The sequence below is a fragment of the Pseudoalteromonas sp. SANK 73390 genome (assembly GCF_054966645.1).
This window is the reverse complement of the sequence record NZ_ARPN01000109.1, coordinates 56,100-68,855: the sequence shown is the minus strand read 5'-3', so window position 1 is coordinate 68,855 and position 12,756 is coordinate 56,100. Positions and strand designations below refer to the sequence as shown.

Below are 12,756 nucleotides of genomic sequence, written 5' to 3'. Positions count from 1 at the left end.
ATTTATGCAATTAATTAGATCTTATTTTGAAACAATAATAAAAGCTTATGGACAAATTTAGCGCGCTGAAAAGTTTTGTTGAAGTGGCGAACACTGGTAGCTATACCCAAGCAGCTGAACAGTTGAACTTAAGTCGAGTTAAAGTCACTCGACACATAAAATTGCTAGAAGACTGGCTCAAAGTACGTTTATTAAATCGCACTACACGACGAGTAAGTTTAACTGCACCAGGACAGGAGCTGTTGATAAAGTGTGAGCACATTCTCAATGAAATGACCCATTTAGAAAGTGTTGCACACACTCATAATACAGAATTAGTTGGTGATATTCGCATTGCTACACCGATTGGGCTTGGCCAAAACATGCTCTATGACACATTGTCTGAATTTACCCAGCGCTATCCAAAAGTGACCGTACAATTGGTCATGTCAGATAGTAATGCACAATTGGTTGAGGAGCATATTGATGTGGCATTACGCTATACCAGCCAGCCCGATAACACCTTAATCGCTCGCAAATTAATGCGCATTGATAGTGTACTATGCTGCTCTTCTCGCTACATAGAACAACATGGTTTACTCACTACACCAGCACAACTATTAGCACACAATTGTTTAATTCATTTTCCGCAAAACACATGGTCATTTATAGAACACAATCAACTAAGCTCAATTAAGGTACAAGGAAATATAAAGGCCAATGATGTAACCGTTTTGCTCAAGGCATGTATTGATGGGTTAGGTATCGCATATTTGCCATGTGATTTGGCCAATAAATATTTAATATCTGGGGAGTTGTCACAGTTATTGCCTAACATCATATTACCAAGTATGTCACTTTGGGCTGTCTACTTATCTAGAAGCTATCAAAGACCTGCCGTACGTGCATTTATCGATCATCTAGCACAACAATGGCAAACCGATATTAGTGCACCAAAGTAATAATTGGTATTATTGGGTAAACTCACTTACGGCAGCGGAAGTTAAATTAATAAGTTCTTTTGTCAATAATCGCTTACTGATACTCTGCTATGGAGTTATCAGCCAACAAATTGTAAATACACATACATGAAGTTAAGTTTTGCAACATTCCAATTTGATCCCCAGCAACAGTTATTGCTAAACAATGGCAATATTGTTCAACTTAATGATAAAGCACTGAGGCTTTTAGCGCTTTTTTTAAGTAAACCAAAAGATGTGATCAGCAAAGCTGAAATTTTAGATTCTGTTTGGCCTGATAGCGTCGTTTCTGACCAAGTTGTATTTCAAAACATCAGCCAACTTCGTGCTCTATTGGGTAATAATGCCATTAAAACGTTCAGTAAAAAAGGCTACCAATGGCAGCTTCCAATCATACGACTAACAAATAATGAGGCATCTCAAAACCAAGTATCAGAAACCTCTGCCATAGCAAATCATAAACCCATTAAAACAAAACTCAAGCCTGAGCAATCTTATTTTAGACCAAGCATATTTCCTGTTTTAATCACAATTATAGTCACCTCAATACTTGCTCTGAGCATATTATTTTTCACTCAACTACAATCAAAAAGTAGCTTATTGGCACACTCTAAGCGTGATCAAGTGGTCGCATTGACAATAAAGAATACGCAATGGCAGTTATCAAATAAACCAACTAATTTATCGACACACATACTATTTAACTCTCCTTTTGATACTTGGAAAACAACAGCTGTAAATCAGGATAACTGGTTATTAGCAACTCGCGTTTACCCTTTAGATACAGGTGTTGCATTACGGTTTCATATACAAGGAGCTAAGAGAGGCTGGAGTGATTATATCGAAAGCGACAATCTCAATCAGGCTTATCAACAGCTGGAAGTGTTACTCTCACAACTGGCAAAAACTGCCTACTTTAGTGAACAAGAAGACACTGTCGCATTAACATTGTTACCGATTCAAGATGATACTCATGCCAACATGACCTTGGTAGAGTTACAACGTGCAAAGCTTTTTTTCAAACTCAATGAGTTAGATGCTGCTGAAGCGTCCGTAAACTTACAACTAAGCCAATTTAATTCTGCTCTACGTGCAGGCTTGCTGCATTTATTAAAAACACAAATAAACCTATGGGATCAGCGTTGGCTAGAAGCCCAAGTCAATGCAGATAAAGCAATTGAGTACTTTCAAAAGCTCACACTACAACAACTGGAATCTCAGGCACTAATAGAGCTAGCTTGGCTTAATTTAGTCAATCAAGAGTTTCGACAAGGTATTCAAATACTCAATAGAGCGGCAAGTAAGGCTAGGCTCGCTAGTGAGCCGGTTTTAGAAGTCAATGCCCGACTAACTCAGTCATTCTTTGCTGCGAAGTCAGGGCAAACCGAACTCATGCATGCACAGTTAGACTTAGCAAAAGAACTGCTACAACTGCATACATTAGTTGGTTCGCACCAAGTGCCCGTATTTGTTCATTTAGCTTGGATTGCAAATTCAAACACCAATGCTTTGCCCCACTATTTGAAAGTGCTAGCACAGCCGTTCTCTGCAGACTATGAAGATGACTTCTACTTTGCAGCAGCACAAGTGCGCAGTATATACCTTGAACAGCAAAACTACACTCAAGCGACAACTGCTATTTCACCTTGGCAAAGACCTACTTTTCAAACACTTAGCCATGCACACATAGCTCTAGCCCAGCAACAATGGCAACAGAGCTTAGACTATTCTCAACATGCCTTTTCGCAGGCTTTAACATCAAATCAAAAAGTAGATGCATTAGATGCCGCATTATTGATACTTGAGCTAAATAACAAACATCACTTCCATATTAATATTGAGAAGTACGCACACTTTATCAAGCAAAAAGCCACCCGCCGATGGCTTAGCCAAAATAAATATAAATTAGAAGCCGTTAATTTTTAGAAGGTAAAAACTCTAGCCACCCTAGTGACCAGTAATCAAATCCTTCACGCTTTACGCTAATTTGTAACTGGTGGCGACCTTGTTCAAGATACACTTCATGTCGATTGGCTGTCTTTTCATCAATATTTGAGTCAAACTCTACTTCACCGACCAAATTATCTCCTTGCCAAAGTTTAAAGAACGTCCCGTTTTGATAGGTGCTGCCTTTATAATTTAAGGTATACCAACCAGTTTTTTTCACATTGATCTTGAAGTTAGCGAGAATATTCGGCTGTTCATATAAATGACTTACCGTAGTAATGTAAAAACGCTCTGGTTTTTCTTTTGTAGCAGCTTGATGACGCGCCCATACATTGGTTAATGTAGCTACTGAACGCATATCAAAACGCCCTGGAATAGTCACAAGCTCAGGGTTATAATGAACGGCGGCTATACTCGGCAAGCTTGCTAATTTATTCGTTTTTGCAATCACACGAAAACTGCCACCATGATTGCTTAAGGTCACATTGTTTGAAAATCTGGTATGTGGGACACTGGTCACTTTCTCATAATGTTCTTTATAGTAGCCACCAAGCAAATGTGCATTGGGTAATATTGAACGATAGATGTCATACCCAATGACTCTACCATCATAATGTGGCTGCCAACGCAATTCAAAAGCATTATCTTGTAAGTTTACTAAGTGCACATTTTTCGGTGCTGATGGGATCATAGCTCTTGTTGCTAATCGCATATGCTGCGCCTTTTTAAGCGCTTGCTTAAACCCCTCAGTTGACTCGTGTTGCACATCACTTTGAGTCGTTCTAGCAAGTCGAAACCCCATCATTGCACCTGGTGACCATCCAGCTCTTTTATAGCGGCCTCTGTCATATGCTGGTTGGGGTGGATAATGCCATGTGCTGCCGCGTTGCGAAATGTATTCACATTGATTTATATCCATATTTTGTTCTGCACGCGCCTGATACCCATCATAGTAACAACTTCCTAATAGCTGCGATGTATTACTATCCATGTCATGTAAACCAAATCCGTTGGGGCGATATAGACCAACTATAGAAATATACGGCTCACCATCATTACAATTAGCATGGCCGATGAAACCAACGTAGCTTGCACCAAACTGCTCATTTGGGAAATATTCACCAGATTGGTCAGCGAAGTTGCCAAACATACATGCTTGATCAGCATCATCACCCCAGTGATAGCGACTGGTCGAATTGGCTTTAAGCGCATATTCAAACTCTTGCTCTGTCGGCAAGCGATAACCCCCTCGAGTTTTATCATTTAACCAATCAACATAAGCATTTGCGAGTTTAGGGGTTATACACGTTACGGGTTGATATTCACTTTTTAAATAACGATGATTGTCCCAACTAGCCGTGCCTACACTTGTCGGTCCTGATAACCAGTTTTTATCTAATTTATCATCACAATCATTTGTTATTGGAAAGTGAGTATCTTGGATGAACAATCTAAACTCAGCTACTGTGACGGGGTGCTTAGCCAACTGAAAAGCAGACACTTTTACTGAATGCGCAGGTTGTGCTGCCTTATCCCCACTATTTGTTCCCATCACAAACTCACCAGCGGGAATATTAACCATCCAAGGATGAATGAGATTTTTGCCATGTGCAAAAGGTACAATACCCAAAGTTAATACTAAGACACTTAAAGAAATTTTATTATTAATCATAGCCACCTCTTAATTTGAATTGTCATCAGATTAAAAGGGAAAGAGTAGTCAAACCTATTTTTATTCTAATACTTAGCTATTGTTTTCCTATCGAAAAAATAATCAAAAATATCAATAACATAAAAACTTAAGCAGCGATTTCACTGTGCAGTTGTGCTAATAAGGTCGGCCAAACGCACTCTGTGTGGTGGTTAATCTTACAAATAAGTGATTGGCTATATTAGGTCATGTTTATCTTTGCTTTTGTTTTTCAGCAGTGAGCTTAAGCAAAGGCTTCCACTACGATTAAAGTTGACGAAAAACGGTTTAAAACCGCCCTATTGCAGCCTGATATTACCAAGGGCTATAACACGCTGCTGAATTGATAAGGTAATAGGAGCGGGTATCCATAAGGCTAGAGAGGATAACCACTCTCAATTAAAAGCCTAATATATGGTAGCAATGAACTTTGAATTGCAGCAACCATAGCCTTGCGATTGAAAAGAGTTCACATATGGTATTACATACTAAAAAGCCACGCTAACCCGTGGCTTTTAAATTAGATATGATTGTAAATAAATTAATGCTCTTCGTTCACAATATTCAAATTATACTTAGGAATTTCCACAACTAAATCTTCATCCGAGATCACTGCTTGGCAACCTAAACGAGATTCAGCTTCAAGGCCCCATGCTTTATCAAGCATATCGTCTTCTAGCTCATCACTTTCTTCGAGCGAGTCAAACCCTTCACGAACAACAATATGGCAAGTGGTACACGCACATGATTTTTCACATGCATGTGGAATGCTAATGCCATTTTTAAGTGCGGCGTCTAATACCGTTTGTCCTTTAGGCGCTTCAATAGCAGCCCCTTCAGGACAAAGCTCTTCATGTGGTAAAAAGATGATTTGTGGCATATTAAACCTCGTCTACAGACTGCCCTTGCAGTGCTTGTTTAATTGATATATCCATACGACGTGACGCAAACTCACTACTGGCAGCGTCGACTCTTTCGATGGCATTTTTTATTTCGTCTGGCGATTGCGCTTGTTCTTTCACACTGGCAAGCAACGTCATTTGCTCTCGTAACTGAGCCAGCTCTTGCTCATTTAACAGCGCACTGTCAGTTGCCAATGAAACCTCTAAGGCTTCAAGCACACGTAGCGCTTCTACTTGCTGCTCTTTGAGCATTCGCGCTTGTATGTCTTCTTTGGCATTGCTCATTGATTCTTTTAACATCTGCGCCACTTGGTCGTCAGATAAACCAAACGAGGGTTTAACTTGAATATCAGCTTGCACACCCGTAGACTTTTCCATCGCTGACACACTCAATAAACCATCTGCATCTACTTTAAAAGTAACTCGAATATGGGCTGCACCCGCTGCCATTGGTGGAATACCTTTAAGGCTAAATTTAGCCAGTGAACGACAATCATCCACCAGTTCACGTTCACCTTGTAACACATGTAAAGACATCGCCGTTTGACCATCTTTAAACGTGGTAAATTCTTGCGCTTTAGCAACAGGAATTGTGGTGTTACGTGGAATAATCTTTTCAACCAATCCACCCATCGTCTCCAAACCAAGCGACAATGGCAGAACATCGAGCAATAACATATCAGAATCGGGCTTATTGCCAACTAATATATCTGCCTGAATTGCGGCACCAATTGCCACAACACGGTCTGGGTCAATTGAGGTAAGAGGCTGTTTCGCAAAAAAAGCTTCAACTTGCTCACGAATAACCGGCATACGGGTTGAACCACCCACCATCACAATTTGCAAAATTTCTTCATTACTGACGCCTGCATCTTTTACAGCACGACGACATGCTCTAAGTGTGGTTTTAACCAACGGCATAACAAGTTGTGCAAACTCATCACGCGAAATAGTCACAGTGTGGCTTTGCTCGCGTAGCTCTAGTTTAACATTCACGCTCTCGTAGCTGCTTAGCGCCTCTTTACACGCCTTTGCTTTGTTAATAAATAACCGTAATTCATGGGCATTTAAGTCGTGGATATTTGTTTGTGATTTAAAAACATCAACTAATACAGAGTCAAAGTCATCACCGCCTAAGCTTGAATCTCCTCCAGTTGCAAGTACTTCAAATACACCTTGATGTAAACGCAAGATAGAAATATCAAAAGTGCCACCACCTAAATCATATACCGCGATGATACCTTCTTGACCGGAGTCTAAGCCATAAGCAACCGCTGCGGCAGTTGGCTCGTTCAACAAACGCAGTACTTTTAAACCAGCCAAATCTGCAGCATCTTTAGTACTTTGGCGCTGTGCATCATCAAAATAAGCAGGCACAGTGATCACCGCACCTTGCAAATCATCATCATCACCAAGGCTTTGTTCTGCACGTATACGTAGGGTTTTTAAAATTTCTGCAGACGCTTGTACGGGGCTAATAGGACCTGCTACCGTGTTAATTGCTAGACCACTGTCAGTTTTAACAAACTCATAAGGCAATTGACCGTAGCGTTGCTCAATTTCTTGCTGCGTTTTACCTAAAAAGCGTTTAACAGAAATTAGTGTATTGGTTGGGTCTTGTGCTGACGTTTGCTGTGCTTGTGCACCTACTTCTATGGCGTTTTGATGATAACGTACAACCGATGGCAACATCACAGTGCCATCTAGAGCCGCTAAGGTTTTAGCTTCGCCACTTTGTACCGTAGCAACTAATGAGTTAGTTGTGCCAAGGTCAATACCAATTGCCAGCTTATGTTCATGTGGTGCCGCGCTCTGCCCCGGCTCAGCGATTTGCAATAATGCCATAATGCTCTTTCACGTTTGGACTCGCTTTAGTAAGCGGTCGGGAGAATTAATCAAATAAACTGTCTTCAATACGCGCCAATTCGTCACGCAATTTGTATACAAATTTTAGCTTACGAATATTGTCTGCGGCTTGATGTAAATCGTGTTCGCTATCACTGCTTAACAGCTCAGCCAACTGTTGACTAAACTCTGCATCAAGCGTCTTAACTTGCTGCTCGAATTGCTCAATTGCACCTTCTACATCATTGCTTTGAGGTAGCTCTTCCAGTGCTTCTCGCAGTTCCATCTGCTGCATCAAAAACATCGGATCTTGCAGTGTTTGTTGCTCAGCTCGAATATCAATACCGCGCTCACCTAACATATATTCTGCACGTTTAACTGGGTGTTTTAGTACTGCCAATGCATCGTTGATCTCTGCGGTTTTTTGTACGGCTAATAGTTTTTCTCGCTCGCCTTTGCCTGCAAAACGGTCGGGATGCACAACACGCTGTAGCTCTAGGTACTGCTGATTTACTTTTATTAGGTCAACATTGTAATCAACGGGAACATCAAACAACTCAAAATAGCGCATGTCTTTAAAATACCTAAGGTTTGCGCCTTACGCGCATTGCAAATATACGACAAAGCCCTACCAAGGCAGGGCTTTGAAAATCAACCGGTCCGGTTGTTAAACCGTAAAGCTTTCGCCACAACCACATTCGTCTTTTTGATTAGGATTAATAAATTTAAACCCTTCATTAAGACCTTCTTTGGTGTAGTCAAGCTCGGTACCGTCAATATAAACTAAACTTTTAGCATCAATAATGACTTTAACGCCATTATGTTCAAATACTTCATCGCCTTCGTCTAGCTTATCAACAAACTCAAGTACATATGCAAGACCTGAACAGCCTGTGGTTTTAATGCCAACGCGTAAACCTAAGCCTTTGCCTCGATTATCTAAAAAAGACTGAACTCGGTTTGCCGCTGCGTCTGTCAATGTCACTGCCATGGTTCGTTACTCTTACTTCGTTTGTTTACTTTTATAGTCTGCAATTGCTGCTTGAATCGCGTCTTCTGCTAAAATAGAGCAGTGGATCTTAACCGGTGGCAACTCTAATTCAGCACTGATATCGGTGTTTTTAATCGTTGCAGCCTCATCGAGGCTTTTTCCTTTGACCCACTCAGTAACCAAAGATGACGATGCAATTGCACTACCACAACCATAAGTCTTAAATTTAGCGTCTTCAATAATACCTTGATCAGAAACTTTGATCTGTAGCTTCATTACGTCACCACATGCTGGTGCGCCTACCATACCGGTTGCAACACTCGGGTCATTTTTATCTAACGCCCCAACGTTACGTGGATTTTCTACGTGGTCTATTACTTTTTCACTGTAAGCCATAACTATTTCCTCACTATGTGCTCATAACACTTGGCTACAAGCAGAAACTTGCTTAATGATGTGCCCATTCAACGCTATCTAAGTCAATGCCTTCTTGATGCATTTCCCAAAGCGGTGACATTTCACGTAAACGGCCAATTGATTCTTTTATTAAGTTAACGGTGTAATCAATTTCTTCTTCGGTTGTAAAGCGACCGATGCTAAAGCGGATTGAGCTGTGCGCCAATTCATCATTGCGCCCTAACGCTCGCAATACATAAGACGGTTCCAAGCTTGCTGACGTACAAGCTGAGCCTGATGAAACAGCAATATCTTTGACTGCCATCAACAATGATTCGCCTTCAACAAAATTAAAGCTGATATTCACAATGCCGGGTACAGACTGCTCAATGGCACCATTGAAATAAACTTCGTCCATTGACATAACGCCATCAATCAAGCGTTGGCGAAGCGCACTGATATGTGCATGGTCTTTATCAAAATCTTCTTTGGCAATACGAAACGCAGCACCCATACCTACTAATTGATGTGTTGCTAGGGTACCAGAGCGCATGCCGCGTTCATGGCCTCCGCCGTGCATTTGCGCTTCTAAGCGCGCACGAGGTTTACGACGCACATACAAAGCACCAACACCTTTAGGGCCATATGCTTTGTGACCAGAAAATGACATAAAGTCAACTTTAAGTACTTGTAAATCAATCTTCACTTTACCAGCACTTTGCGCGCCATCTACGTGGAACATAATCTTACGTTCACGACACATATCACCAATGGTCGCAATATCTTGAACTACACCCAGCTCGTTATTTACATGCATTACACTGACTAAGATAGTGTCATCGCGCATCGCTGCTTCAAGCTTTTTCAAATCCAGTAAACCGTTGTCTTCAACGTCCATATAAGTCACTTCAAAACCTTGACGTTCAAGCTCTCGCGTGGTGTCTAGCACAGCTTTGTGCTCGGTTTTAACGGTGATAATGTGCTTGCCTTTCTTTTTATAGAAATTTGCCGCACCTTTAATTGCTAAATTATTTGATTCTGTTGCGCCAGATGTAAATACGATTTCACGCGGGTCTGCGTTAATTAAATCAGCGATATCATTACGTGCTTGGTCAACGACTTCTTCAGCTTGCCAGCCAAAGCGGTGCGAGCGTGAAGCTGGGTTACCAAAATTGCCATCCATAGTCAGACATTGCATCATTTGCTCTGCAACACGCTGATCAACCGGAGTGGTTGCTGCATAATCTAGATAAATCGGTAATTTCATTTGTTTCTCCGCTTCACGTCAACCTTAAAGTTGACAGCTCACTTGAATATTGTCTAATTGCTTCATCGCACTGTTAACCCCTTTATCCTGACGCGAAGCAACTGTTTGCACATCAGAATTGGCGACTAACTCGGCAAGGGAAATATTGTTTAAAAAATCTTCGATGCGCAGACTTAAATCTGACCAAAGCGTATGGGTTAAACAACGCATACCACTTTGACAGCCGCCCCCTTCTCCGTGGCAACGCGTCGCGTCAACTGACTCATCAACTGCGTTGATGACGTCTCCCACAGAGATGCTCTGCACATCACGGCCCATTAAGTAGCCGCCACCCGGACCACGAACAGACTTGACGAGTCCATGTTTACGTAATCGAGCAAATAATTGTTCAAGGTAAGATAAAGATATTTCCTGACGCTCTGAAATATCTGCCAGTGGCACCGGACCTACTTCGGCATGCAGAGCAACGTCTAACATTGCTGTTACCGCATATCTGCCTTTTGATGTCAGTTTCATGGTACCCCCTAGCGCCCTATCAAGGCACAAATTTTAAATACTTGACTAAAATAGTCAAGTATTACTATTCGGTAATACGACTAAAGCCACTCAATACCCGAGTAAATCACTCAAGTATTAAAGCCATTGTAATTACCTGAGTAATTTAGTCAAGTATTATTCCGCTTTGTTTTTACGCATCCGTTATGCAAGGTAAAATGCGGTAGGACTGATTTAACTAAACTATTTGTTGCGAGTAGATTTATTAATCGACGTTAATATACCGCGCAAAATATTAAGCTCTTGATCTTCAGGTCTAGCACGGTTAAATAAACGCTTAAGCTTAGTCATTACCATGCCAGGGTGTTGTTTAATAATGAAACCAGTGTCGTTTAAGGTGCTCTCTAGATGTTCATAAAACAAAGCCACTTGCTTTGCACTTGGGTACACAGCATCATCTTCGTCAGGCTGCTTTTCTTGTCCGTCTAAAAATGCCATGCGTGTTTCATAGGTCAATGTTTGTACTGCCATCGCCAAATTCAGTGAGCTATATTCAGGATTGGCAGGAATGCAGACATGATAGTTACACAACTGTAGCTCTTCGTTAGTCAAGCCACTATTTTCTCGACCAAAGACTAATGCTACAGGTCCGGTCGCCGAACCTTCAACCAATTTTTTAGCACACTGGCGTGGGTCAACCATCGGCCATGACAACGTACGAGAGCGCGCGCTGGTGCCAATGGTTAAAGCACACTCTGCAATGGCATCTGATAATTCGCTAACAATCGTGGCATTACCTAGCACATCCGTTGCACCTGCAGCCAAAGCGCTGGCATGGCTGTCTACTTCACATGCAGGGTTTACTAGATACAATTTAGATAAGCCCATGGTTTTCATCGCCCGTGCCACAGAGCCAATATTACCAGAGTGAGATGTGTTTACTAACACAATGCGAATGTCTTCTAATGCCATTGATAAACTCGCCTGAAAAAATAATGGCGAAGTTTACCACAGCAATACTGAGTCGCCATAGTAAAAAGCGCACTAATTCTAACCGGAATTGGTACTAACCGGCATGTGACAGTTACAACCTCTTCTTTTTGATCTTACAGCCTCCTCTATTTGCGTATTTATGCGTTGGATTTTCTTGTAATCACCCGTTGTTACTTACGCTAACTCGCGAAGCATACAAAAATGGCTGCGCTATTAAATTAAATTTCCTACTCATTTTGGCTTTCTATATTTTTGACACCCTGTACCTCTAACTGTAATTAACTAATTCCTTTCTCAGAACAATGCAGTACAAAAAAACAGCTACTTTATTTAACTATAGCTGTTTACTTTGCGGTAAAAATCGCTAGAATACGCCGGCTATATACGAATATGTTCTTTTACAACCCAAAGGTAATGCTATGCATCCAATGTTAAACATTGCGGTACGCGCTGCGCGTAATGCAGGTAAAGTGATCTTACGTGCATGTGAAGATTTATCAAAAGTCGAAGCCCAACAAAAAGGCACTAACGACTTCGTTACAAACGTAGACAAAGACGCTGAAGCCGTCATCCGTGATACTATTTTAAAGGCTTTCCCTGAGCACTCACTAGTGGGTGAAGAACTCGGTGTAATTGAAGGCAAAGATGCTGATTACCAATGGGTTATCGATCCACTCGATGGCACAACTAACTTCATCAAGGGCATTCCTCATTTTGCTGTTTCTATCGCCCTAAAAGTTAAAGGCCGCGTTGAACAGGCCGTTATTTATGATCCAATTCGTAGTGAGCTTTTCACCGCGTCTCGTGGTCAAGGTGCACAGTTAAACTCTAAACGCATTCGTGTAACAAAAAGTACTGAAATTGCGGGTTCAGTGCTTGGCACTGGTTTCCCATTTAAGCAAAAGCACCACATTGATGCCTACACTGAAGCATTCAAAGCATTATTTGTACACACGGCAGATATTCGCCGTGCAGGTTCTGCTGCGCTTGATATGGCCTATGTTGCAGCAGGACGTATGGACGGTTTCTTTGAAATTGGTCTTAAGCCTTGGGACACAGCAGCAGGCGAGCTGTTAGTTAAAGAAGCGGGTGGCATGGTTATGGACTTCGCCGGTGGCGCAGGTTACAACCAAAGCGGAAATGTCATTTGTGGTGCACCTAAACTTTGCCAATTAATAGTTAAAGAAATACGCCCAGTACTGACTGAGTCATTACTTCGCTAATACAATTTTAGCATGCTATTTTACTAAAAAAGGAGCCTTGGCTCCTTT

Annotated in this window: 12 protein-coding genes; 3 read left to right on the top strand and 9 right to left on the bottom strand. The window is 41.4% G+C overall.

Annotation, left to right across the window (positions count from 1 at the left end; genetic code table 11):
- Positions 1 to 47 precede the first annotated feature (47 nt).
- The gene (locus SANK73390_RS14360) at positions 48 to 941 is read left to right on the top strand and encodes a LysR family transcriptional regulator (protein WP_462766740.1); all 894 of its coding nucleotides are present in this window, start codon (positions 48 to 50) and stop codon (positions 939 to 941) included.
- 126 nt (positions 942 to 1,067) lie between these two features.
- Complete coding sequence (locus tag SANK73390_RS14355; RefSeq protein WP_462766739.1) at positions 1,068 to 2,885, top strand: winged helix-turn-helix domain-containing protein; 1,818 nt, start codon at positions 1,068 to 1,070, stop codon at positions 2,883 to 2,885.
- Here SANK73390_RS14355 and SANK73390_RS14350 read toward each other — a convergent pair.
- The 9 genes from SANK73390_RS14350 to trmJ all read right to left on the bottom strand — a co-directional run bounded on the left by SANK73390_RS14350 (position 2,875) and on the right by trmJ (position 11,464).
- Positions 2,875 to 4,578 (bottom strand): SUMF1/EgtB/PvdO family nonheme iron enzyme, encoded by a 1,704-nt coding sequence (locus tag SANK73390_RS14350; RefSeq protein WP_462766738.1) that lies wholly within the window; start codon positions 4,576 to 4,578, stop codon positions 2,875 to 2,877. The two genes, SANK73390_RS14355 and SANK73390_RS14350, sit on opposite strands and share 11 nt — an antisense overlap.
- 559 nt (positions 4,579 to 5,137) lie before the next feature.
- On the bottom strand, positions 5,138 to 5,476 hold the full coding sequence (gene fdx / locus SANK73390_RS14345) for an ISC system 2Fe-2S type ferredoxin (protein WP_261591563.1): 339 nt from the start codon (positions 5,474 to 5,476) through the stop codon (positions 5,138 to 5,140).
- Position 5,477: 1 nt separating this feature from the next.
- Positions 5,478 to 7,343 carry a Fe-S protein assembly chaperone HscA gene (gene hscA, locus SANK73390_RS14340; RefSeq protein ID WP_462766736.1) on the bottom strand — a complete coding sequence of 622 codons (1,866 nt, stop codon included), beginning with the start codon at positions 7,341 to 7,343 and terminating at the stop codon, positions 5,478 to 5,480.
- A 46-nt stretch (positions 7,344 to 7,389) separates the two neighbouring features.
- Positions 7,390 to 7,914 carry a co-chaperone HscB gene (gene hscB, locus SANK73390_RS14335; RefSeq protein WP_462766734.1) on the bottom strand — a complete coding sequence of 175 codons (525 nt, stop codon included), beginning with the start codon at positions 7,912 to 7,914 and terminating at the stop codon, positions 7,390 to 7,392.
- 96 nt (positions 7,915 to 8,010) lie between these two features.
- Entirely contained in the window at positions 8,011 to 8,334 is a 324-nt protein-coding gene (iscA, locus tag SANK73390_RS14330) for an iron-sulfur cluster assembly protein IscA (protein WP_261591560.1), read from the bottom strand.
- 12 nt (positions 8,335 to 8,346) lie between these two features.
- A complete protein-coding gene (gene iscU, locus SANK73390_RS14325) occupies positions 8,347 to 8,730 on the bottom strand; it encodes a Fe-S cluster assembly scaffold IscU (protein ID WP_261591559.1) in 384 nt (127 codons plus the stop codon).
- Positions 8,731 to 8,782: 52 nt separating this feature from the next.
- Positions 8,783 to 9,997, bottom strand: a complete 1,215-nt coding sequence (locus SANK73390_RS14320; RefSeq protein ID WP_261591558.1) for an IscS subfamily cysteine desulfurase — start codon at positions 9,995 to 9,997, stop codon at positions 8,783 to 8,785.
- Between the two features lie 24 nt (positions 9,998 to 10,021).
- On the bottom strand, positions 10,022 to 10,513 hold the full coding sequence (gene iscR / locus SANK73390_RS14315) for a Fe-S cluster assembly transcriptional regulator IscR (RefSeq protein ID WP_261591557.1): 492 nt from the start codon (positions 10,511 to 10,513) through the stop codon (positions 10,022 to 10,024).
- Between the two features lie 222 nt (positions 10,514 to 10,735).
- Positions 10,736 to 11,464: a tRNA (cytosine(32)/uridine(32)-2'-O)-methyltransferase TrmJ gene (gene trmJ / locus SANK73390_RS14310; RefSeq protein WP_261591556.1), complete on the bottom strand. Its 729-nt coding sequence runs from the start codon at positions 11,462 to 11,464 to the stop codon at positions 10,736 to 10,738.
- 440 nt (positions 11,465 to 11,904) lie between these two features.
- Between trmJ and suhB the strand changes: the two genes are divergently transcribed.
- Positions 11,905 to 12,708, top strand: coding sequence for an inositol-1-monophosphatase (gene suhB, locus SANK73390_RS14305; protein WP_261591554.1), 804 nt, complete (start codon positions 11,905 to 11,907; stop codon positions 12,706 to 12,708).
- The last annotated feature ends 48 nt before the right edge of the window (positions 12,709 to 12,756 follow it).

Excerpts from the sequence above, each read along its gene's own strand:
- suhB (WP_261591554.1), top strand. The coding sequence starts at position 11,905 with ATGCATCCAATGTTAAACATTGCGGTACGCGCTGCGCGTAATGCAGGT.
- iscA (WP_261591560.1), bottom strand. The coding sequence starts at position 8,334 with ATGGCAGTGACATTGACAGACGCAGCGGCAAACCGAGTTCAGTCTTTT.
- SANK73390_RS14350 (WP_462766738.1), bottom strand. The coding sequence starts at position 4,578 with ATGATTAATAATAAAATTTCTTTAAGTGTCTTAGTATTAACTTTGGGT.
- hscB (WP_462766734.1), bottom strand. The coding sequence starts at position 7,914 with ATGCGCTATTTTGAGTTGTTTGATGTTCCCGTTGATTACAATGTTGAC.
- SANK73390_RS14355 (WP_462766739.1), top strand. The coding sequence starts at position 1,068 with ATGAAGTTAAGTTTTGCAACATTCCAATTTGATCCCCAGCAACAGTTA.
- trmJ (WP_261591556.1), bottom strand. The coding sequence starts at position 11,464 with ATGGCATTAGAAGACATTCGCATTGTGTTAGTAAACACATCTCACTCT.
- iscU (WP_261591559.1), bottom strand. The coding sequence starts at position 8,730 with ATGGCTTACAGTGAAAAAGTAATAGACCACGTAGAAAATCCACGTAAC.
- hscA (WP_462766736.1), bottom strand. The coding sequence starts at position 7,343 with ATGGCATTATTGCAAATCGCTGAGCCGGGGCAGAGCGCGGCACCACAT.
- iscR (WP_261591557.1), bottom strand. The coding sequence starts at position 10,513 with ATGAAACTGACATCAAAAGGCAGATATGCGGTAACAGCAATGTTAGAC.
- SANK73390_RS14360 (WP_462766740.1), top strand. The coding sequence starts at position 48 with ATGGACAAATTTAGCGCGCTGAAAAGTTTTGTTGAAGTGGCGAACACT.
- fdx (WP_261591563.1), bottom strand. The coding sequence starts at position 5,476 with ATGCCACAAATCATCTTTTTACCACATGAAGAGCTTTGTCCTGAAGGG.
- SANK73390_RS14320 (WP_261591558.1), bottom strand. The coding sequence starts at position 9,997 with ATGAAATTACCGATTTATCTAGATTATGCAGCAACCACTCCGGTTGAT.